This is a genomic window from Massilia antarctica, from assembly GCF_015689335.1.
Taxonomy (GTDB): Bacteria; Pseudomonadota; Gammaproteobacteria; order Burkholderiales; family Burkholderiaceae_D; genus Telluria_A; species Telluria_A antarctica.
Map to the genome: position 1 here is coordinate 6872005 of NZ_CP065053.1, position 21859 is coordinate 6893863.

A 21859-nucleotide genomic window follows, 5' to 3' on the forward strand; every position below is an offset into this window, starting at 1 on the left:
TCTCACAGGGCCGCATTGCGCAGCACGATGGTGGCGGCGAAGCTGCGCCGTTCGCGCCAGCGCAGCGAAGGCGGCATGCGCGCTTCATCGGGCCGGGTGCCGGGGTCGGCCGCGCCGCCGTAGCCCGCGCCGAACAGGTCGTAGGCTTGCGGCTCGCGCTCTGGCATGCCGCGCCGGGCGCCGTGCAGCAGCAGCGCCACCTTGATGCTGGCCACCCGTTTCCAGTGGGTTTTACGGCGCAAGTCCTGCTCGCGCTCGGCCGGGCTCGCGCCATCGAGCGCCAGGGCGGCATCGAGCGCGTTGATGGCGTCCGCGCTGAGATACTGGTTGGGCAGGCCGTCGGCCGGCGCATCGGTGTCGAGGCCGTACAGCACCTGGAAGGTGTCGACACCCGCCACGAGCGCATCGCTGCGCCAGTTTTTCTGGCCCCGGTATTTGCAGCGCAGCTCGGCTTCGCCGCCCGCCGCCTGGGCGACATAGAAAATGCTCCAGCCCTCGCCGCCCGCCCCCACGCCGAAGCCGGCGCAACCGAGCATGCTGCCATCGCCCTCGGCGCCCTCGCCCACGCCATCGAAGCGCAGCGCCAGCACGTCGCTGCCGTTGACGCCGCCCGCGCGCGCGCTGTCGATGCCGGCCCCGCCACCGAGCACGTGGTCATCCAGCCCGCCGATGCGGGCGGCAACGCTGGCCGGCGACGGCGGCGCGTCTTCACGGTCGAGGTCGACAAAAGCGCCCTGGCGCGCCGCGCGTTCGATCATGTCCAGCGCAAAACGGCCGGCCTCGTCCACCTGCGCCAGTTCGACCTGGGCGAGGTAGCCGGTCTGGCCCGACACCAGCACCGATGCCGCGGCCAGTGAAACCAGCAGGCCGAGCAGCAGCGCGACCAGCAATTCCACCAGGGTCAGCCCGGCCTGGAGCGGTCCGCGCCGCGCCGCCGCATGCGCGCTCACGGCGCACCCGTACCGAGCATCAGCGCCACGGCCGGCGCCGATGGTGCGCCGGCCGCGGCATCGGCGGCGCCATCGGCCCGCCTGGCGCGCCAGCCGAGCTTGATCACGACGGGGGCGCCGGCCGCGCTGGCGCATTCCCAGGTCAGCGCCCGGCGCGACGCATCCCACACGGCGGCGTCGCGGCAGACCGCGATGCGTCCACCGGGGAAGCCCGCATGCAGCGCGGCCACCGTGTCGGCGATGTCGAATTGGGCCAGCTGGGCGCTGCTGCAGCGGTCCATGCCATAGCATTGCGCGGGCGCCGGTGGCGGCGCGCCGTCGGCCGCATCGTAGCGCAGTTGCAGGTAGGGGTTGCCGAGGTCGTCGCGCAGCATCTGGCCGGCGTTCGCCTGCATGCGCCCGGCCAGGCTGCTGGCCAGTTGCACCCCGCGCGACATCAGGCCCGATCCCTGGCGCGTGCGCAGCGCCGCAAGCTGCGTGCCGAGCGCGCCCAGGATGGCGACGGCAAGCAGCAGCACCGCCACCAGCACTTCGATCAGCGTGAATCCGCCAGTGACACGTTTTCGCAGTAAGCGCATGACTCCCCCGCAACGTTGAACAGACACATCCGGTCATGGCGCCGCGGCCGCGCAGGCGTGCCTGCAAGGTGCGTGGTCGAATGATCCGGATCGCGTGGGAGCTACGTTAACAGCGGTGGGGACAGGCGCGCATGGCCTGCCTCAAGCGTGTGAGCTGAACTATTTTCGTGGTTTGCGCTCGTGGCCTACTTCGGCAATGGCTTCCTGGAACTCGGCCAGGTCTTCGAAGTTTTTATACACGGAGGCGAAGCGGATGTAGGCAATCTTGTCGAGGCGTTTCAATTCCTGCATGACCAGTTCGCCCACGTGGCCGGTATCGACCTCGCGCTGTCCGCTGGTGAGCAGCTTTTCCTCGATCGAGGCGACCGCGCCGTCGATCGCTTCGGCCGACACGGGCCGCTTGCGCAGCGCCAGCATCAGGCTGCCGCGCAGCTTGGCCGAGGCGTACTCGGTGCGGCTACCGTTTTTCTTGACGATGATCGGCATCGACAATTCGATCCGTTCATAGGTGGTGAAGCGCTTGTCGCACTTGACGCAGCGGCGCCGGCGCCGGATTGAATCGCCCTCCTCGGAGACGCGCGTATCGAGCACTTGCGTGTCTTCATGCTGACAGAAAGGACATTTCATGGGGCGCCGGGCTCGCTGTTAAGTGAGGTGAGCTTAGATCAAGCCGCGTAGACCGGGTACTTGTCGGTCAGCTTCTTGACTTCGGCCTTGACCCGTTCGACGACGCCGGCATCGTTCGGATTGTCGAGGATGTCCGCGATCAGGTTGCCGACCGTGGTCGCATCTTCTTCCTTGAAGCCGCGCGTGGTGAACGCCGGGCTGCCGAGGCGGATGCCGGAGGTCACGAACGGTTTTTGCGGATCGTTCGGGATGCCGTTCTTGTTGCAGGTCATGTGGGCGGCGCCCAGCAAGGCTTCAGCTTCCTTGCCGGTCAGGTTCTTGGCGCGCAGGTCGACCAGCATCACGTGCGATTCGGTGCGGCCGGAAACGATGCGCAGGCCGCGTGCGATCAGCGCCTTGGCCAGCGCGTCGGCGTTCTTGACGACCTGCTTCTGGTACTCGGTGAACGATGGCTCCAGCGCTTCCTTGAAGGCGACGGCCTTGCCGGCGATCACGTGCATCAGCGGGCCGCCCTGGATACCGGGGAAGATCGCCGAATTGATGGCCTTTTCGTGCTCGGCTTTCATCAGGATGATGCCGCCGCGCGGGCCGCGCAGCGACTTGTGCGTGGTCGAGGTGACGAAGTCGGCGTGCGGGACCGGGTTCGGGTACACGCCGGCGGCGATCAGGCCGGCGTAGTGCGCCATGTCGACCATGAAGTACGCGCCCACGGCCTTGGCGACCTTGGCGAAGCGCTCGAAATCGATCTTGAGCGAGAAGGCCGATGCGCCGGCGATGATCATTTTTGGCTTGTGCTCATGCGCAAGACGCTCCATGGCCTCGTAGTCGATGTCTTCCTGTTCGGTCAGGCCGTAGGACACCACATTGAACCACTTGCCCGACATGTTCAGCGCCATGCCGTGGGTCAGGTGGCCGCCTTCGGCCAGGGACATGCCCATGATGGTGTCGCCCGGCTTGAGCATGGCGAAGAACACGCCCTGGTTGGCTTGGGAGCCGGAATTCGGCTGCACGTTGGCCGCTTCGGCGCCGAACAGTTGTTTGACACGGTCGATCGCCAATTGTTCCGCGATGTCGACGAATTCGCAGCCGCCGTAGTAGCGCTTGCCTGGATAGCCTTCGGCATATTTGTTGGTCAGCTGCGAGCCCTGGGCTTGCATGACCGCTGGCGAGGTATAGTTTTCGGACGCGATCAGTTCGATATGATCTTGCTGGCGTGCGTTTTCCTTCTGGATTGCACCCCACAATTCCGGGTCAACATGGGCGAGCGTGTGTTCTTTTGAAAACATGAAAAAACTCCAATCGATAAGAGTGCGAGGCACCTGATTGCAAGGATCGAATGAGGGGAGCCGTCGGAAATGGAACAGGCAGCCTCATCGTGCGCTTCCATCGGTGGCTGCCCAGGCGAACGGCTGATGAAATCTCACGTTCCCCGGTGGATGCCCACCTTTCGCCGCCAGGCAGCAATGCGCCGCGACTTTTCGCCAGTTACGTGAGACGTAATGGAGCCCAAATTGTAAGTTAAGTCCTCGAATAGGGCAAGGAATGGACTTGCCTAAATGGCAGCTAGCGGTCAATCCAGTGACTTGGACTACAATTGAGCACAGCTTCGTACTTCTTCAGGACACCCTATGATCGTTTTCATCACCGGCGCCTCCGCCGGCTTCGGCGCCGAAATGGCGCGTACTTTCGTCAATCACGGCCATCAGGTCGTCATCAGCGGCCGCCGCAAGGACCGGCTCGACGCCCTGGCGGCCGAGCTGGGCGACCTGGCTTTGCCGATCGTCATGGACGTCACCTGCAAGGAATCGATCAATGAAGCCTTGTCGATGCTGCCGCAATCGTGGCGCCAGGTCGATGTGCTGATCAACAATGCGGGGCTGGCGCTCGGTACCCAGCCAGCCCACGAAGCCCCGCTGGCCGACTGGGAAACCATGATCGCGACCAACTGCACCGGGCTGGTGACGATGACGCGGGCCCTGCTGCCGGCCATGGTCGAACGCGGCAGCGGCTTGATCATCAACCTGGGCTCGGTGGCGGGCCACTACCCCTACCCGGGCGGCAATGTGTACGGGGCGACCAAGGCGTTCGTCGACCAGTTCACGCTCAACCTGCGCGCCGATTTGGCGGGCACGGGCGTGCGCGCGACCAACGTGGCGCCGGGCTTGTGCGGGGGGACCGAGTTTTCCAATGTGCGCTTCAAGGGCGACGATGCGGCTGCGGCCAAGGTGTACGAAGGTACGGTGCCGCTCACGGCCAAGGATATCGCGGCGACGGTGTTCTGGATCGCCACGCTGCCGCCGCACATCAATATCAATACGATCGAGATGATGCCGACTTGCCAGGGGTTCTCGCCGTTTGCGATCAAGCGCACCTGAGGCCTCCCACGTCGTACCCGCGCAGGCGGGGACCCAAGTATGTCGATCTGCCGATGGCTACAGCAGAACTTGGGTACCCGCCTGCGCGGGTACGACGGAGCGGCAAGTAACACAAGTACAGCCCATGTAAGCGATTGTTACAGAACTTGGCACTTCGCTATCACTCACGTCTACTTGTGCCCCACCCCACCCGCGCTGGGTCATCTTTATGTACGCTTGCGTACATTTACAGCCCGGAAATCGCGTAAAATGTTTCCAATATTCACTTATGGCAAATGAAATGCCCTCAGTATTCAGTTGGCCGGTACGGGTCTATTACGAAGACACCGATGCCGGCGGCATCGTCTTTTACGCGAATTACCTCAAATTCTTCGAACGCGCCCGCACCGAGTGGCTGCGCGCGGCCAAGGTCGGCCAACAGGCGCTGCGCGACGAACACGGCGCGATCTTCGTCGTCAAGAATGCCAGCATCGACTATCACGCGCCAGCCCGCCTCGATGATGCATTAAACTTGACATTGAGCATAGAAAAACTGGGGCACGCATCGGTCCTGTTCCTCCAGCAAGCCTGGCACGGCGACGTTTTGCTGGCCAGCGCACGGGTCAAGGTCGGTTGCGTCGATGCCGCATCCTTGCGGCCACGCGCCCTGCCCGACGCAACCGCTGCTAAAATGCGTGCCGCCTGACACTTCACATCTAGAAAAATCCAACGCCCATGAATGCAGCCCAAGACCTTTCCTTTCTCGCCCTGATCGGTAACGCGCACCTGATCGTGCAATTGATCATGGCACTCTTGCTGGGCCTGTCCATCATGAGCTGGACCTATATCTTCCGCAAAGCCTTTGCCGTGCGCGCCGCCCGTCAGCAGACCGAACAGTTCGAGCGCAGCTTCTGGGCCGGCGGCAACCTGCACACCCTGCACCAGAACGCCAGCACCACACGCGAGCAAAGCGGCGCGCTGGCGCGCATCTTCGAGGCCGGCATGGGCGAGTTCATCAAGGGCAAGCAAGCCTCTTCCCAGCGCGACCCGCTCGATACCGGCGCCGTGCTCGACGGTGCCCGGCGCGCCATGCGCGCCGCCTTCCAGCGCGAACTCGACGGCCTCGATTCGCACCTGAACTTCCTGGCTTCGGTTGGTTCCGTCTCGCCTTACATCGGCCTGCTCGGCACCGTGTGGGGCATCATGAACGCCTTCCGCGGCCTGGCCAACGTGCAGCAAGCCACCCTGGCCGCCGTCGCGCCCGGCATTGCCGAAGCCCTGATCGCGACCGCCATCGGCCTGTTCGCGGCCATTCCGGCCGTGGTCGCGTACAACCGCTTCACCCACGATATCGACCGCCTGGCCATCCGCTTCGAGAGCTTCGTCGAAGAATTCTCGAACATCTTGCAGCGCCAGTCGCGCTGATCGGAGGCACTCATGGCATCGTTTTCCAGCAGCCTGCGCGGCGGACGCAAACGCAAGTTCAAGTCCGAAATCAACGTCGTTCCCTACATCGACGTGATGCTGGTGTTGCTGATCATTTTCATGGTCGTGCCGCCGGCCAACAGCCCGAGCGTGATCAACCTGCCGAGCGCGGAAAAATCGTCCTTGCCGCCTGACGACTATATCCAGATCGTGCTCAAGCCCAACGCCAGCCTGAGCATCGGCGTGAACGGCAAGAACAGCGCCGCGCCCGAGGAACTGGCGAACCGCGCCGCCGTGCTGCGCCGCCTGCGCACCTTGCATGGCGAGCACCCCGAGTACCCGGTCATGATTGCCGGCGACCGCGAGAGCAAGTACGACGACGTGATCCAGCTCATTTCCGAAGCGAAGAAGATGGGCATCAACCGGGTCGGCCTCGCCACCAAGTGAAGACGATGGCGCCCCTGACCCCCGCCGCCCATGCTGGCGGCCCTTACATTGTTCCGCCGGAGCCGAGCCGCACCCCGGCCATCTTGCTGGCGCTGGCGGTGCACGCCGGCTTGCTGCTGTTCCTGTGGGCCGGCATCAGCTGGCAGAACGTCGCCCCGACCACCACCGAGGCCGAAGTGTGGGACATGAAAGTGCAGCAAGCCGGACCGTCGGCGCGCGACGACCCGCCGCCACCGCCGCCGCGCGTGGTCAAGCCGGTGCCGCCGCCCAAGCCGGTGGAGAAGGCCGTGGAAAAAGCGGTCGAAAAACCGCCGGCCGTCAAGCCGCCGGACATCGCGCTCGAACGCGAAAAGAAGCTCAAGGAACAGAAACTCAAGCAAGAGCAGCGCCTGGCCGAGGAAAAGCGCGACCTCGAGAAAGCCCGCAAGGAGCTGGCCGAGCAAAAGAAACGCGACGAGAAGAAACTCGACGAGCAAAAGAAACTGGCCGAGCAGAAGAAGCTCGATCAGAAGAAGCACGAACAGGAAAAGGCGGAACAGGACAAGCTCGCCGACAAGGCCGAGAAGCTGGCCCAGGAGAAAGCCGCCAAGGCCGAGAAAGCCGCCAAGGACAAGAAACTGGCCGAGGAAAAGAAGAAACTCGACCAGCTGCATGATGCCGAAATGCGCCGCATCACGGGCGGCCCCGGCGGCCCTGGTGACAGCGAGCACAAGAGTGGGCCGAAAGGCGATCCGAGTTATTACGGCGCGATCGGCGCCAAGATCAAGAGCAACCTGAATTACACGGGCAGCACCAGCATGGCCGGCGATCCGGAAGCGATTTACCAGATCGAACAATGGCCGACCGGCGAAATCAAGTCGGTCAAGAAGATCAAGAGCAGCGGTGTGCCGGCGTACGACCAGGCGGTGGAAAACGCGATTGCCAAATCGTCGCCGCTGCCACGGAAAAAAGATGGTACGGTAGATCGTTCAGTTCCCGCGGCATTCAAATTGAAGGAAACCCAGAAAAACCATGACTAAACTCAGCACACTGATCCTGACCGGCGCCCTGATCGCCGGTTCGTCGGCCTACGCGCAAATGCGCGTGGAAGTCATCGGCGTCGGCAGCAACCAGATTCCGATCGCCATTGCCGCCTTCGCCGAGGAAGGCGTGGCGCCGGCGCAGATTTCGGCCATCATCCGCGCCGACCTCGAACGCAGCGGCATGTTCAAGATTATCGATGGCGGCAGCACCCTGTCGGAAACCTCGACGATCGATTACAGCCAGTGGAAATCGCGCGGCGCAGATGCGCTGGTGGTGGGCAGCGTGCAAAAGCTGGCCGACGGCCGCTTTGAAGTGCGCTACAAGCTGCACGACACCATCAAGACCAACCAGCTGTCGAGCCTGACCCAGGCCGCGCAAGCGAAATACACGCGCCTGTCGGCCCACAAGATCGCCGACGATATTTACGAAAAGCTGACCGGCAGCCGGGGCGCCTTCGCCACCCGCGTCGCCTACGTGAACGAAAACCGCGGCGCGCACGATTACCGCCTCGAAATCGCCGATGCCGATGGCGAAGCGGTGCAGGTGGCGGTGCGCTCGAACGAACCAATCATTTCCCCTGCCTGGTCGCCGGACGGCACCAAGGTCGCCTACGTCTCGTTCGAAAAACGCAAGCCGATCATCTACGTCCAGGACCTGGTAACGGGCGGGCGCAAGATCGTGGTCAATGAAAAAGGCAGCAACTCGGCGCCATCCTGGTCGCCTGACGGCACCCGCCTGACGGTGGCGCTGTCGAAGGACGGCCATACCCAGGTCTACGTGGTGGGTGTCGATGGCAGCGGCCTGCGGCGCGTCTCGAACAGTAACGGCATCGATACCGAACCGCAATTTTCGGCTGACGGCCAGACCATTTATTTCACCAGCGACCGCAGCGGCGGTCCACAAATTTACAAAATGCCTGCGGCCGGCGGCAACGCACAACGCGTCACCTTCAATGGCAGTTACAATATCAGCCCGCGCGTCTCCTCGGACGGCAAAACCCTGGCCTGGGTATCCCAGCGCGACGGTGGCTATTCCCTCTATGCGATGGACCTGGCCAGCAGCCAGGAACTGCGCCTGGCCGATGCGGCCACCGAACCGAGTTTTTCGCCCAACGGCAAATACATCATGTACGCAACCAAAGGCGGCGGCCGTACTTCGCTGGCTGTGGTGTCGGTCGATGGAAGGGTCAAGCAGCGCTTAACAACCCAGGCAGGAAACATCAGGGAGCCCAACTGGGGTCCCTTCATGAAGTAAAAAGAAACCAAGTCCCAACGTCATTCACGTCATTTTTAACACCGACCAGGAGAAGAACCCATGCGCAATTTTAAAAGCCTAGCATTCATCATCACGAGCGCCGCCCTGCTCTCAGCCTGCAACACCCCAGTCAAGGAAACCCCGACCCCCGTGACCGAGATTCCGGTCGTCGCCAAGCCCGACGTTGCCGCCGACAAGCGCGATGTCAGCCCGGTCGAAACCGGCTCGGTCGATCCGCTCAACGATCCAAAAGGCGCCCTGGCAGCCCGTAGCATCTACTTCGACCTCGACAGCTATGTCGTGCGCGAAGATGGCAAGCCGATCGTCGAGAACCACGCCGGCTACCTGAGCAAGAACAAGAGCCGCAAGATCATCATCCAGGGCAATACCGATGAACGCGGCGGCACCGAGTACAACCTGGCACTGGGCCAGAAACGCGCCGAAGCCGTGCGCAAGTCGATGGCATCGCTGGGCGTAGCCGAGTCGCAGATGGAAGCGGTCTCGCTGGGCGAAGAAAAGCCAAAAGCGAGCGGCAGCAACGAAGCGGCATGGGCGGAAAACCGTCGTGCCGATATCGTCTATTAATCGCTTGCCGTAAGCGGCATCCGGACCATCGGGGCGGCGCGCAGTGCGAACTGTGGCCGCCCCGCTGACCTTGCGCGGCGCCGTCCGCCGCCGCGGTCCCGTGGTTTTCAGTTTCAACGGTTTTGAAAGAGTCACGATCATGATCACACTGTCCAAATCCCGCATCGCCGCCGCCTGTGTCGCGCTGGCCGCCTGGATGCCGCTGCAAAGCCACGCCGGCCTGCTCGACGACGATGAAGCGCGCAAGGCCATCCTCGACCTGCGCGCCAAGGTCGAGAACCTGACGCGCGAGCTCAACGCCCGCATCGACACCAAGGCCGACCGCAGCAGCGCGCTCGACATGGTGAACCAGCAGGAACAGGCCCTGTCCGAGATCGCCAAATTGCGCGGCCAGGTGGAAGTGCTGAGCAATGAACTGGCCAATGCCCAGAAGCGCCAAAAGGATTTATACGGCGACCTCGACGAGCGCATGCGCAAGCTCGAACCGCGCCAGGTGACCATCGACGGGCGCGAAGCGGCGGTCGATCCGAACGAGCAGCGCGCCTACGATGCGGCCATGGGCCTGTTCAAGGGCGGCGACTACAAAACCGCGGCGGCGGCGCTGGGCGACTTCGTGCGCCGCTATCCGGCCTCGGGCTATGCGGCCAACGCCCAGTACTGGCTGGGCAATGCGTATTACGCGCTGCGCGACTACAAGAACGCGATTTCGGCGCAGGAAGTGGTGGTCAGCCAGTACCGCGACAGCGCCAAGGCACCGGACGCCATCCTGAACATTGCCAGCTGCTATACCGAGTTGAAGGATATCAAGAACGCCAAGAAAGCCCTGAAGGAACTGGTGCTCAAGTATCCGGACTCGAGCGCGGCGCAAGCGGCCAAGGACCGGCTGGCCGTGCTCAAGTAACAGCGCGATGTAACACGGCGGTAAAAAATGTATGCAGGGGCATTTGACAGAAGCACGGATGCCCCCTATAATCTTGCTTCTTCGGGTCGTTAGCTCAGCTGGTAGAGCAGCGGACTTTTAATCCGTTGGTCGCAGGTTCGAATCCCGCACGGCCTACCACGAATACAGCAGTAGTCAAATCAAGCAGTTACGAGCAATCGTAATTGCTTTTTTTGTTTCTGGATCTGATCCGTTCAATACCATTCCTGTACCGCGGATTTTATCGCGACCGGCAGCAAGCATGGCGCGGTCTGCCGCCGCGTGCGTCGCCATCCGTGCAGCGCACCATCCGTGCTCACTTCCATCCGCCCATCTCCTGCCCGAAGCCTTGTTGCCCATCGCTGCTCGGCTTCGCGTTCCGGATGAGCGGACTGGCCGCCCTTGGCGGGGGATGTCGGAAGGGTCGGGGTCAAACCCCGATTGCAGGGGTTTTAGCAGTTGTTTTGTCGGACTGCGCCTGGGGACCAGCCGAGTTTTTACCAGGGCGAGATTCCGGTGGGCAGCCCGGTCGTGCCCGACGTACAATACTGGATTGTTCTTTCCATCCGCATCGAGGAATCGCCATGACCGTCTACGACAAACTGAAATCGCTCAATATCACCCTCAGCCCGCCCGCCGCACCCGTCGCCGCGTATGTGATGTACGTGCAGACAGGAAATCTGGTGTTTATTTCCGGACACATCGCGAAGAACGCCGATGGCTCCGTGAACGCCGGCCAGCTGGGCAAGGAAATCACCACCGAACAGGGCACCGCCGCCGCGCGCGCCATTGCCATCGATCTGATGGGTACGCTTCAGGAAGCCTGTGGCGGCGACCTCGGCCGTGTCAAGCGCGTGGTTAAACTTATGAGCCTGGTTAATTCGACCCCCGGCTTCACCGACCAGCACATCGTCACCAATGGCGCGTCCGAACTGCTGGGCGAAGTCTTCGGCGATGCCGGCAAGCATGCCCGCTCGGCCTTCGGCGTGGCCCAGAACCCGCGCGGCGCCTGTGTGGAAATCGAAATGATTGTGGAAGTCGCTTAACCTATCATCAACATCCCGGACGCTGCTTATCCGGCGGCGTCTTTCCAGCCGCTTACCCAGCGTGCTCTATAATCGGCCCATTGCGAACCCGGCCGCCTTGACTGTGAGACCAGTATGAAAATCGAAAACCCAAACCCGATCGAGTGGCGTTTTTCCGAGCGCGCCAGCCAGCTTCAGAGTTCGTTCATCCGCGAAATCCTGAAGATCACCCAGCGTCCGGAGATCATCTCCTTCGCCGGCGGCCTGCCCTCGCCTGCCACTTTCCCGGTCGAACACATGAAGGCGGCCTTCGACAAGGTCTTGACCGACAACGGTAAAGTGGCGCTCCAGTACGGCCCGACCGACGGCTACCCGCTGCTGCGCGAATGGATCGCCAATTCGCTCTCCACCGCCACCTGCAAGATCCTGCCCGAACAAGTCTTGATGACCTCCGGCTCGCAGCAGGCGCTCGACCTGCTGGGCAAGGTGCTGATCGACGAAGGCAGCCGCGTGCTGGTCGAAACGCCGAGCTACCTGGGCGCGCTGCAGGCGTTCTCGGTCTACCGTCCCGAATTCAAGTCGGTCGCAACAGACGAGCATGGCCTGGTGCCGTCCTCGATCGCGCCTGTGGCCGAAGGCGCGCGCCTGCTGTACGCGCTGCCGAACTTCCAGAACCCCACCGGCCGCAGCCTGTCCATCGAGCGCCGCCAGGAACTGGTCGAAACCTGCGCCCGCCTCGGCCTGCCGCTGATCGAGGATGATCCGTACGGCGCGCTGAGCTACAAGGGCGAGCCCTTCCCCAAGATGCTGAACATGAATCCGGACGGCGTCATCTACATGGGCTCGTTCTCAAAGGTGCTCACTCCCGGCATCCGCCTCGGCTACGTGGTCGCGCCGCTGCCGCTGGTGCGCCGCCTGGAACTGGCCAAGCAGGCCGCCGACCTGCACACCGCCCAGCTGACCCAGATGGTGGTCTACGAAGTGATCAAGGATGGCTTCCTCGACCAGCACATCCCGACCATCCGCGCGCTGTACGCCAACCAGTGCCAGGCGATGCTGGACGCGATCGCCGAATTCTTCCCGGCCACGGTCAGCTGGACCAAGCCCGAAGGCGGCATGTTCATCTGGGTGACCCTGCCCAAGCATATCGACGCCATGAAGCTGCTCGACCAGGCCATCGCGGCCAAGGTAGCTTTCGTACCGGGCGCGCCGTTCTACGCCAACGAAGCCGAGACGAATACCCTGCGCCTGTCCTTCGTGACCGTGCCGCCGGAACGCATCCGTGAAGGCATCGCCATCCTCGGCAAGCTGATCGCCGCACAGATGTAAGCGCCGCCGCGCCAGTGTCGACGCCGTCCCCCAGCGCGCTGGCGGACGGCGTTTTTGCATGCTTGCGCGCCATGGGCGGACGGGCCGCGAGCGGCGCCATTTACCCGGCAGGCATAAAGCCACACAATCGCCGTAACGGACGCAATTGAATAGATAACAGGAATACAATAAGCTGACTGCAGCGCGCTCTGACAGGTAGCGGAGCCCATGCTGTGCACACTCGTGGATTCGCCATGAATATTGAGCACCGCAACAACGTCAACTGTTACGGGAGTGGTCCCTCCACCCTGGTATTCGGTCACGGTTTCGGCTGCGACCAGAGCATGTGGCGAAAACTGTTGCCCTCGTTCAGCGAGCGCTACAAGGTCATCCTTTACGACCTCGTCGGCAGCGGCAAGTCGGACCTGTCGGCCTACAACGAATTCGATTACGGCAGCCTGCACCGCCATGCGGAAGACTTGCTTGAAATCATCCATGAATTTTCCAACGAACCGGTGGTCTTCGTCGGCCATTCGGTCAGCGCCATGATCGGCATGCTGGCCGCGATCCGCGAACCGGCCATGTTCGCCGGCCAGGTCATGGTCGGTCCGTCGCCCTGCTTCATCAACGATGGCGACTACATCGGCGGCTTTAACCGCGAAGACATCGACGCCCTGCTGAACCTCATGCACGACAACTACCTGAAATGGGCCGCCAACATGGCTCCGCTGATCATGGGCGCGCCGGACCAGCCGGATCTGCAGCAGGAGCTCACGGCCAGCTTTTGCCGCAACGATCCCGAGATCGCCAGGCATTTCGCGCGCGTCACGTTTTTGTCGGACTATCGCGCCGACGTGCCGCGCTCGCACACGCCGACCCTGATCCTGCAAAGCACCGACGACATGATCGCCCCTCGCGAAGTGGGTGAATACATGCGCAAGCACCTGCCGGTGAGCTGGCTGGCCTATGTCGACAATATCGGGCACTGCCCGCATATGAGCGCGGCGAGCGAAAGCACGGAGCTGATCCGGACCTTCGTCGCGCGTTTGCTCAAGTAGGCGCGCTGCCGGATAATGCGGTTCGAAGCGGCGCACCTCGCGCCGCCACAGCTTGCGAGACGACCTTGACCGACCAATTCAACCAGAGCGATATCGACGCCGTCTACCGCGCCATCGCCGCGCGGCGCGACGTGCGCCACTTCGTGCCGGGCGCCGTCGACGAGGCGCTGTTCGCAAGGCTGATCAACGCGGCGCACCAGGCGCCGAGCGTGGGGCTGATGCAGCCGTGGCGCTTCATCCGCATCCGCAGCGCGGCGGTGCGCGAGGCCATCGTGAATCTGGTCGACGAGGAACGCCTGGCCACGGCCGAGGCGCTGGGCGAGCGAGGAGCGGAATTCATGCGCTTGAAAGTCGAAGGCATCCGCGAATGCGGCGAGCTGCTGGTGGCCGCGCTCATGGACCGGCGCGAGGACTATGTGTTCGGCCGCCGCACCCTGCCCGAGATGGACCTGGCATCGGTCGCGTGCGCGCTGCAGAACATGTGGCTGGCTTCGCGCGCGGAAGGGCTGGGCATGGGCTGGGTGTCGCTGTTCGACCCCGCCAGGCTGGCCGCGCTGCTGTCAATGCCGGAGGGGGCCAAACCGGTGGCGGTGGTCTGCATCGGCCATGTGGAACAATTTTATCCGATCCCGATGCTCGAAATGGAGGGCTGGGAAAAGCGCCGCAAGCTGGAGGACCTGGTGTTTGTCGATGGCTGGGAGCAGAAAGCGCAGGCTGGCTAGCCAGCAGCGCCGCTCCCTCCCGCACCCTCGCCGTTCCCACCCACACCCTCGTCGTTCCCGCGCAGCCTCCAGTTTCAAGGAAACTCCTCAAATCTCTTGGAACTGTGCAAAGTCAGAGGCCGCTTCCAAATGGCGCTAGCTTAAGCTCCGTCATTCCCGCGGAGGCGGGAATCCAAGTTCGTGGAGCCGCCTGTGACTGCGCTACGGAATTGGATTGCCGTGGGGGCGCCTAGCCCTACGCGGGAATGACGGTCTTGAAGTTTGTGGTCAGAAAAGCGCTGAACCTAACGCCATCGCGTCCAGAAGCCAGTTCCTGGAGAGGCGGGAACCCAAGTTTGTCGAGCCGTCGGCTGGGTGCAAAATTGGCGGGAACGACGTGACATCAAGGCTTCCTCGGATACCCCGTAATCTCCGCGATCTGCGCATACATCGGTTGCAGCCGCGCGTACATCTTGCGGTACACCAGCTTGTACAGGCGGTCGTACATGACCTGGTTCGCCGCGATCGGCTCGAACACCCGCCCGATGCGGGTCATCCCCGCAATCGCCGCCGCAAAGTCCGGATACAAACCCAGCCCCACCGCCGCCGCGATCGCCGCGCCCAATCCCGACGTTTCATACACATGCGGACGCGCGGTGGGCAGCCCGAAAATATCGGCCGTCAGCTGCATCGCCGCGTCGCTCTGCGAACCGCCGCCGGACACGCGCAACTCGGTAATCGGCACCCCGCTGCGCTTTTCGGTGCGCTCCTTCCCCTCGCGCAGCGCATACGCCAGCCCTTCCAGGATCGCGCGGTACACATGGGCGCGCGTGTGCACGTCGCCAAAGCCGATGATGGCGCCCTTTGCCTCCGGCCCCGGCACGCGGATGCCCGGACTCCAGTAAGGCTGCAGCATGAGCCCCATGGCCCCGGCGGGTACCGCGTTCACCAGTTCATCGAACAACTGCTCCGGCGCCACATCCTCTTCCAGCGCACGCGCGCGTTCGTGATGGCCGAACTGCTCCTTGAACCAGTTGACCATCCAGTAGCCGCGAAAAATCTGCACCTCGGTACTGTAGGTGTCGGGAATGGCGGCCGGATACGGTGGAATGAAGGGCGTCACTTCCACATAGCGGCTGGTGGTGGTGTTGATGGTGGCGGTGGTGCCGTAACTGAGGCAGCCGATATGCGGCGCCTGGCAACCCGCCCCGATCACTTCGCACGCCTTGTCGGCAGCCGCCGCCAGCAGCGGGGTGCCGGCCGGGATGCCGGTCAGCGCGGCCACCGCGTCGCCAATCAGGCCGATCACGCTGCCCGGCGCCACCAGCTCGGGCAGCATTGGCGGGGTGATCGCGAGCGCCTGCCACTTCCAGTCGCGCGGCCCGGCCCAGCGCTGGCGCTTGTAGTCGAACGGCAGATACGCCACCTGCGACCCGGTCGAATCGACGTAGCGCCCGCACAGGCGGTAATTCAGGTAGCCGGACAACAGCAGCACCTTGTGCGTGCGCTCCCAGATTTGCGGCTGGTGCGCCTTGATCCAGTTGATCTCGGCCTCGCCGCGAAAATAGTCGATCGTGCCCTTCACGCGCGCCAGCCGGAATGCGGCGTTCCACCACATGCCGACGCGCGGCGCGCAATCGGTGCGGCGCTGGTCCAGCCAGGTGATGGCCGGGCGCAGCGCCTTGCCATCCTGGCCGACATTGATCACCGTGCCGCGCTGGGTGGTGACGGCCACCCCCTGCACCAGCGCCTTGTCGGCGCCGGGCTGCTGCCACAGCTGGTTACAGGCGCGGCACAGCGACTGCCAGTAATCTTCCGGGTCGTGCTCGGCCCAGCCGGGATGCTCGGAAAAATAGCTCTCGAAGTGCACCTGCGATTTGGCGACGATATTACCCTGCAGGTCGAACAGGATCGCACGCACGCTCTGCGTGCCATTGTCGATGGCGAGAATGGTTTTGTCAGTCATGGCTGTTCATCCTGTCGGTCAGGCCGGAAGGCCGTAGTGCGCCTGCCATAACGCCAGATAGGCCGCTTCGCTCGCGTTCCAGCGAGGATCGTCCCATTCCAGCTCGTTCTGGCAGATCGCGCGGATGCGCGCCATGTGGCGCACGCCGCCGCCGCGCAACTGCAATCCGAGCCGGGTGCGGCGCAGCAGCAGGTCTTCCAGGTGCTGCACCGCCTCGGTGCGTGCGGCCCAGCGCAGTTCGGCCCACAGCGATTCGGTGCCGGGGATGGTATCGAGCTCGCCGGGATGGGCGGCATCGATCAGTGCCTGCGCGTGCGCGCCGTAGCGTCCGCGCAGGCGCCGCGCGGCCGCCGCACGCAACGGGGCCACCAGCGCTGGCGATGGCGCGAACACGGGGCACGGCGCCAGGTCGTCGCGCCAGCCTGCCAGCGAAGGCATGGCGTGGCGCAGCGCGTCGAGGGCGATCACGCGGAACGTGGTCAGCTTGCCGCCGGTGACGGTCAACAAGCCGTCTTCCAGCCACACCGCATGGTCGCGCGAGGCCTTGGACGGATCGCCCGCGCCGCTGTCGATCACCGGGCGCACGCCCGCGTACGTCGCAATCACATCCGATTCGCGCAGCGCCAGTTGCGGAAATTGCGCGTGCAGCGCCGCCATCAGGTAGTCGAGTTCCGCCCGCGTGATGGCGGCCTCGCTGGCCAGGCCGTCGCCATGATCGACGTCGGTGGTGCCGACCAGGGTGACGCCTTCCCACGGAAAGGCGAACACCGGGCGACCGTCGGCCGGGTGCATCAGGCTGACCGCCTGCGCCAGCGGCAGGCGCCAGGCCGGCAGCACCAGGTGGCTGCCGCGCAGCGGGCGCAGGCGCGGCGCGGCGCCGGCATGGCCGCGCAGTTCGTCGGCCCAGGCGCCGGTGGCGTTGACGACCACGCGTGCGCGCACCTCGTGGGTGGCGCCATCGCGCCCGCCCTGCAGCAGCGCGCCGTTGACGGTGCCGCCGCTCCTGAGCAGCGAACGCGCCGCCATGTAGTTGATCGCCACGCCGCCATGGGCCTGGGCTTCCTGCAGCACGCGCAGCACCAGGCGCGCGTCGTCGGTCTTGGCGTCGGTGTAGAGCATGCCGCCCTGCAGTCCGGCGCGCGCGGCGTTAGGCGTCATCATCGCAAAATCGCCCTCGCCGACGTAGTGGCGTTCGCGCTTGCCGGCCATCAGGTCGTAGATCGCCAGTCCAAGCAAAAAGGTCTTGCGGCCCGGCTTGCGGCCCACGTAGTCGCCGAAGGCGAAGCTTTGCGGCTCCACCAGGCCGGGGGCCGCGGCCAGCAGCGCATCGCGTTCATGCACCGATTCGCGGGTCAGGGCGAAGCGCCCCTCTTTCAGGTAGCGCAGGCCGCCATGCACCAGTTTCGACGAGCGGCTCGAGGTGCCCCAGGCGAAATCGCGCTGCTCCACCAGCAGCGCCTTCAGGCCGCGGCGCGAGGCTTCCAGCAGGATGCCGGCGCCGGTGATGCCGCCGCCGATGATCAACAAGTCCCATTCGCGCGCCAGCAGCGCTGGCAGGGTATTTTGCCAACCCCTGTGCCAGCCGTTCTGCCAATGCGCCCGCAAGGCCGCACTCATGGCGACACCAGCTTGCCGGGGTTCATGCGCCCGTCCGGATCGAAGTGGCGGAACAAGGTGCGCATGGCGCTCATGCCCAGCAATCCTTTTTCGGAGGCGAGGTAGGGCGCGTGGTCGGTGCCGACGCCGTGCTGGTGGCTGATGGTGCCGCCGTTGACGATAATCGCTTCCGAAACGGTGCTCTTCAAACGGCGCCAGCGCTGCAAGTCTTCCTCGTAATTGCCCGAGAGGCGGTACACGAAGGTGGTGTAGACGCTGGCGCCCTGCGCATACAGGTGCGACAGGTGGGTGTAGGCGTGCACCCGTTCGCCGCAGGCGGCCATGGCCTGGGTGGCGGCTTCCTCCAGCGCGTGCATCATCGGCGTGACACCAGGCCAGTCGACCGCCGTCTCCACCGTGTCGATGGCGTAGCCGTGCTCCCAGGCGGCGTTGCGCAGGTAGACGTTGCGGAAGCGGTTCTGCTTCCATTTGTCGCCCATGGTGCGGCCCACGTGCACGCCGCCGCCGGCGCGCGCGACCGACAGCGCGGCGCGCAGCGCGTGTTTCGCGTTGGCGGCGGTGCCGCTGGCGCCGATCATCAGCATGCATTTGCCGTCGGCGCAGCCGCGCCAGCGCAGCCAGGTTTCCAGCACGCCGATCAGGCGCTTGTGCCCGGCCAGGGTCAGCATGGTCAAGGTTTCGAGGGGATTCGACAGGCGCAGCATCGACAGCGGCAGTTTGGCCTGGGCCAGTTCGCGCGTGGCGGCGGCCGCCGCTTCCCAGTCGGGGAAAAACACGGCGTGGAAGGCTTCGTACTGCGGCAGGCGGCTCACGCGCACCGTCGCTTCGGTGAGGATGCCGAGCCGCCCTTCGGAGCCGAGCACGATCTCGCGCAAGTCGGTTCCGGCGGCGGACGCGGGAAAGGTCGGCAGGTCGAGCGTGCCGGCCGGCGTTTCGACCCTTCCGCCGGCGAACAGCTGTTCGATGCGCCCGTAACGCAGCGACTGCTGGCCGGAGGAGCGCGTGACCACCCAGCCGCCCAGGGTCGAATACTCGAACGATTGGGGAAAGTGGCCCAGGGTGTAGCCGAAGGCGCGCAGTTGCGCTTCCAGGTCCGGCCCCAGCACGCCGGCGCCAAAGGTGGCCAGCTGCGCTTCCTTGTCCAGGTCGATCAGGGCGCGCATGCGCGTCAGGTTGATGGTGAGGACCGGCGCCGCTCCCGCCTCCACGCCCACATGGCCGGCCACGCTGGTGCCGCCGCCATAGGGAATGACGATGGCGCCGCTGCGGGCCGCGAAGTCGAGCAGCTCGCGCACTTCTTCCCCGCTTTCGGGATACGCCACGCCGTCCGGCGCGGTATCGATCTTGCCGTAGCGAAGACGCAGCCAGTCGGGCAGGCTCTGGCCGAGCGCATTGGCCAGGCGCGCCGCGGCCGAGGTATCGACCAGCGGATGCGGCGGCAGGCGGCTGCCGCCGATGCGCGCGCAGGCGTCGGCGTGGCTGGTCTCTGCGCCGGCGCTCGCGGGCCCGAGGCGCTCGCCCAGAAACGCCAGCGCGTCAAGGTTCAGCGCAAATTCAATGGCATCGTCGCCCCATCCGTTCCACCGCTTCATCGTTTTTTCCCGTTATACTTGACTGTTCATCCACGGCCGCCAGCGTATGCGAAGGCGGGCTTCACGTATTGCGCTTTTATGACAACCGCTTTGTTCAAACATGCCAGTGCTTCCGCCAGTGCCGCGGCCTGACCTGCGCCGCGTCACCGGGTCTTATCTGCAGCCGCTGCTCGAAGCGGCGCAGTCGCGCGGCGTGGAGCCGGCCGCCCTGGCCTGCGCCGCCGGCCTGCCCGCGACGGCGCTCGAGCGCCTGCCCGACTCGCTCGGCGCGGCCGATTACGTGCGCCTGCTGGGCGCCGGTGCCGAACTGGCGGACGACCCGCATTTCGGGCTGCACGTCGGGGAACGGGTCAAACTGGGCACTTACAGCGTGTACGGACTGATTTTGCTGTCGTGCCGCGATTTTGGCCAGGCATTTCAGCAGACCTTGCGCTACGAGCAGCTGGCGCACGACCTGGGACGCTCTGTCCTGCATCTGGACGGCGAACAGGCGCACTACGAATGGGTCAGCAATTACCCCGAGGGCAACCGCCATCTGGTTGAAAGCGTGTTTGCCGGCATCCGCACCTTCAGCACCTGGCTGGCCGGGGCGGAGCTGCCGGCCCCGCAACTGGGGTTCATGCACGCGCAGCAGGCCGACGGCGCCGAGTACGAGCGCATTTTCGGCACGCTGCCGCGTTTTGGCGCGCCCGTCAACGCGGCCGGTTTCGACGCCCGGCTGCTTGGCTGGCCGGTGCCGAATGCCGATGTGGGCCTGTATCCGGTGCTGCAGCAGCACGCCGAACAGCTGCTGCGCGAACGCAGCCGGCGCGACGACGGGGTGGTGGCCCAGGTGCATGCGGCCATCATCCGCAACCTGGCGCACGACCGGGTGCGGCTGGCCAGCATCGCCGGGGAACTGAAGCTCTCGCCGCGCACCCTGCAGCGCAAACTGAGCGAAGCGGGGGCCAGCTTCCAGCAGGTGCTCGACCAGGCGCGCTACGCGCTGGCCACCGATTACCTGCGCCAGGGCAGCCTGTCCTTGGTCGATATCGCGTTTTTGCTGGGCTATCAGGAGCAAAGCGCGTTCTCCCACGCCTTCAAGGAATGGTCCGGCGTAAATCCCGGAGCATGGCGCGACAGCGGCCATTTGCGCCTATAATACGTCGCTGTCCCGATCTACGCTAACCCTGCGCTTCCCCTGCGCCAAACCTGGCAACGCCGTGAATCCACATCTCGACAAACTGCACCCCTACCCTTTTGAAAAACTGCGCCAGTTGTTCGCGGGCGTGACCCCGAACCCGGACTACGCCGCCATCAGCCTTGGCATCGGCGAGCCGAAACACCCGACACCCGCTTTCATCCAGAAGGCGCTGGCGCACGGCGTGGCGGGACTGGCCACCTATCCGACCACGGCCGGCAGCGACGCTTTGCGCTCGGCCATCGCCACCTGGCTGGAACACCGCTACGGCCTGCCGGCCCTCAATCCGGCCACCCAGGTGTTGCCGGTGAACGGCTCGCGCGAGGCCCTGTTCGGGATCGCCCACTGCGTCGTCGATGCCTCCAGGCCGGCGCCGCTGATCGTCTGCCCCAATCCGTTCTACCAGATTTACGAGGGCGCGGCCTACCTGGCCGGGGCTACACCGTACTTCGTCAATTCGGAACCGGGCCGCAATTTCGGCTGCGACTACGCCAAGGTCCCGGACGATATCTGGCCGCGCGTGCAGTTGCTGTACCTGTGCACTCCGGGCAATCCGACCGGCGCCACCCTGTCGCTGGAAGACTGGAAGCAGCTGTTCGCGCTGTCCGACCGCCATGGCTTCGTGATCGCCGCCGACGAATGCTATTCGGAGATTTACCACACCAGCGCAGCGCCGCTCGGCGCGCTGGAAGCGGCGCACCAGCTGGGGCGCAGCGGCGGCGAGACGCCGTATGCGAACCTGATCGTGTTTTCCAGCCTGTCCAAGCGCTCCAACGTGCCGGGCATGCGCTCGGGCTTCGTGGCGGGCGATGCGGCCGTGATCAAGAAGTTCCTGCTGTACCGCACCTACTGCGGCGGCGCCATGTCGCCGCCGGTGCAGGCGGCATCCATCGCAGCCTGGGGCGACGAAACCCATGTCCAGGAAAACCGGGTCAAGTACCGCGAAAAATTCGCCCTGGTCACCCCGCTGCTCAAGGAAGTGATGGACGTGGAGCTGCCCGATGCCGGCTTTTACCTGTGGGCCGATGTGCGCCGCAGCGGCCTGTCGGACACAGAATTCGCGCGCCGTCTTTACGCGGAATATAATGTCACGGTGCTGCCGGGCAGCTACCTGGCGCGCGACGCCCACGGCATCAACCCGGGCAGCGACCGTATTCGCATGGCGCTGGTCGCCGAAGTCGACGAGGGTGTCGAAGCGGCCCAGCGCATCGTCCAGTTTTGCAAAGCCCTCAAGCCGCATTGAACCAGCC

General features: G+C 64.6%; 21 protein-coding genes, 1 tRNA gene and 1 riboswitch. Of the genes, 15 read left to right on the forward strand and 7 right to left on the reverse strand.

Annotation, left to right across the window (positions count from 1 at the left end; all coding sequences use genetic code 11):
- Positions 1 to 2: 2 nt before the first annotated feature.
- The 4 genes from IV454_RS30125 to glyA all read right to left on the reverse strand — a co-directional run bounded on the left by IV454_RS30125 (position 3) and on the right by glyA (position 3441).
- Positions 3 to 950, reverse strand: a complete 948-nt coding sequence (locus tag IV454_RS30125; RefSeq protein WP_206089295.1) for a PilW family protein — start codon at positions 948 to 950, stop codon at positions 3 to 5.
- Positions 947 to 1528: a type IV pilus modification protein PilV gene (pilV, locus tag IV454_RS30130; RefSeq protein WP_206089296.1), complete on the reverse strand. Its 582-nt coding sequence runs from the start codon at positions 1526 to 1528 to the stop codon at positions 947 to 949. Before pilV ends, IV454_RS30125 begins: the two co-directional genes overlap by 4 nt.
- 159 nt (positions 1529 to 1687) lie before the next feature.
- On the reverse strand, positions 1688 to 2155 hold the full coding sequence (gene nrdR / locus IV454_RS30135; protein ID WP_054263551.1) for a transcriptional regulator NrdR: 468 nt from the start codon (positions 2153 to 2155) through the stop codon (positions 1688 to 1690).
- Positions 2156 to 2193: 38 nt separating this feature from the next.
- Positions 2194 to 3441, reverse strand: coding sequence for a serine hydroxymethyltransferase (gene glyA / locus IV454_RS30140; protein WP_206089297.1), 1248 nt, complete (start codon positions 3439 to 3441; stop codon positions 2194 to 2196).
- A 102-nt stretch (positions 3442 to 3543) separates the two neighbouring features.
- Positions 3544 to 3654, reverse strand: a riboswitch (ZMP/ZTP riboswitch).
- 129 nt (positions 3655 to 3783) lie between these two features.
- Between glyA and IV454_RS30145 the strand changes: the two genes are divergently transcribed.
- From IV454_RS30145 to bluB, 13 genes are all read left to right on the forward strand, one after another.
- Positions 3784 to 4530: an SDR family NAD(P)-dependent oxidoreductase gene (locus IV454_RS30145; protein WP_206089298.1), complete on the forward strand. Its 747-nt coding sequence runs from the start codon at positions 3784 to 3786 to the stop codon at positions 4528 to 4530.
- Positions 4531 to 4810: 280 nt separating this feature from the next.
- Positions 4811 to 5215: a tol-pal system-associated acyl-CoA thioesterase gene (gene ybgC, locus IV454_RS30150; protein ID WP_206089299.1), complete on the forward strand. Its 405-nt coding sequence runs from the start codon at positions 4811 to 4813 to the stop codon at positions 5213 to 5215.
- A 29-nt stretch (positions 5216 to 5244) separates the two neighbouring features.
- Complete coding sequence (gene tolQ, locus IV454_RS30155) at positions 5245 to 5934, forward strand: protein TolQ (RefSeq protein ID WP_054263555.1); 690 nt, start codon at positions 5245 to 5247, stop codon at positions 5932 to 5934.
- 12 nt (positions 5935 to 5946) lie between these two features.
- Positions 5947 to 6381: an ExbD/TolR family protein gene (locus tag IV454_RS30160; RefSeq protein WP_054263556.1), complete on the forward strand. Its 435-nt coding sequence runs from the start codon at positions 5947 to 5949 to the stop codon at positions 6379 to 6381.
- Positions 6382 to 6386: 5 nt separating this feature from the next.
- Positions 6387 to 7400 (forward strand): cell envelope integrity protein TolA, encoded by a 1014-nt coding sequence (tolA, locus tag IV454_RS30165; protein WP_206089300.1) that lies wholly within the window; start codon positions 6387 to 6389, stop codon positions 7398 to 7400.
- Positions 7393 to 8658, forward strand: a complete 1266-nt coding sequence (gene tolB / locus IV454_RS30170) for a Tol-Pal system beta propeller repeat protein TolB (protein ID WP_054263558.1) — start codon at positions 7393 to 7395, stop codon at positions 8656 to 8658. Before tolA ends, tolB begins: the two co-directional genes overlap by 8 nt.
- A gap of 60 nt (positions 8659 to 8718) precedes the next feature.
- Positions 8719 to 9243 carry a peptidoglycan-associated lipoprotein Pal gene (gene pal / locus IV454_RS30175; protein ID WP_054263559.1) on the forward strand — a complete coding sequence of 175 codons (525 nt, stop codon included), beginning with the start codon at positions 8719 to 8721 and terminating at the stop codon, positions 9241 to 9243.
- Positions 9244 to 9382: 139 nt separating this feature from the next.
- A complete protein-coding gene (ybgF, locus tag IV454_RS30180) occupies positions 9383 to 10144 on the forward strand; it encodes a tol-pal system protein YbgF (RefSeq protein ID WP_206089301.1) in 762 nt (253 codons plus the stop codon).
- 83 nt (positions 10145 to 10227) lie between these two features.
- Positions 10228 to 10303: transfer RNA gene (locus IV454_RS30185), tRNA-Lys, on the forward strand.
- Positions 10304 to 10746: 443 nt separating this feature from the next.
- Positions 10747 to 11208 carry a RidA family protein gene (locus tag IV454_RS30190; RefSeq protein ID WP_054263560.1) on the forward strand — a complete coding sequence of 154 codons (462 nt, stop codon included), beginning with the start codon at positions 10747 to 10749 and terminating at the stop codon, positions 11206 to 11208.
- Positions 11209 to 11322: 114 nt separating this feature from the next.
- The gene (locus IV454_RS30195) at positions 11323 to 12516 is read left to right on the forward strand and encodes an aminotransferase-like domain-containing protein (RefSeq protein WP_054263561.1); all 1194 of its coding nucleotides are present in this window, start codon (positions 11323 to 11325) and stop codon (positions 12514 to 12516) included.
- Between the two features lie 233 nt (positions 12517 to 12749).
- Positions 12750 to 13553: an alpha/beta fold hydrolase gene (locus IV454_RS30200; RefSeq protein ID WP_206089302.1), complete on the forward strand. Its 804-nt coding sequence runs from the start codon at positions 12750 to 12752 to the stop codon at positions 13551 to 13553.
- 65 nt (positions 13554 to 13618) lie between these two features.
- Positions 13619 to 14275 carry a 5,6-dimethylbenzimidazole synthase gene (gene bluB, locus IV454_RS30205; RefSeq protein WP_206089303.1) on the forward strand — a complete coding sequence of 219 codons (657 nt, stop codon included), beginning with the start codon at positions 13619 to 13621 and terminating at the stop codon, positions 14273 to 14275.
- Positions 14276 to 14657: 382 nt separating this feature from the next.
- Here bluB and IV454_RS30210 read toward each other — a convergent pair whose 3' ends face one another.
- The 3 genes from IV454_RS30210 to IV454_RS30220 are packed head-to-tail and all read right to left on the reverse strand — an operon-like array spanning position 14658 to position 19429.
- Complete coding sequence (locus IV454_RS30210; protein ID WP_206089304.1) at positions 14658 to 16220, reverse strand: FGGY-family carbohydrate kinase; 1563 nt, start codon at positions 16218 to 16220, stop codon at positions 14658 to 14660.
- Positions 16221 to 16238: 18 nt separating this feature from the next.
- On the reverse strand, positions 16239 to 17837 hold the full coding sequence (locus IV454_RS30215) for a glycerol-3-phosphate dehydrogenase/oxidase (protein WP_206089305.1): 1599 nt from the start codon (positions 17835 to 17837) through the stop codon (positions 16239 to 16241).
- Positions 17834 to 19429 carry an FAD-binding oxidoreductase gene (locus tag IV454_RS30220; RefSeq protein ID WP_206089306.1) on the reverse strand — a complete coding sequence of 532 codons (1596 nt, stop codon included), beginning with the start codon at positions 19427 to 19429 and terminating at the stop codon, positions 17834 to 17836. Before IV454_RS30220 ends, IV454_RS30215 begins: the two co-directional genes overlap by 4 nt.
- A 100-nt stretch (positions 19430 to 19529) precedes the next feature.
- On the opposite strand from IV454_RS30220, the gene IV454_RS30225 reads away from it, so the two are divergent.
- Together IV454_RS30225 and dapC are read left to right on the forward strand one after the other, a co-directional pair.
- Complete coding sequence (locus IV454_RS30225) at positions 19530 to 20570, forward strand: AraC family transcriptional regulator (RefSeq protein WP_206089307.1); 1041 nt, start codon at positions 19530 to 19532, stop codon at positions 20568 to 20570.
- 61 nt (positions 20571 to 20631) lie between these two features.
- A complete protein-coding gene (dapC, locus tag IV454_RS30230; RefSeq protein ID WP_206089308.1) occupies positions 20632 to 21852 on the forward strand; it encodes a succinyldiaminopimelate transaminase in 1221 nt (406 codons plus the stop codon).
- Positions 21853 to 21859: the final 7 nt, after the last annotated feature.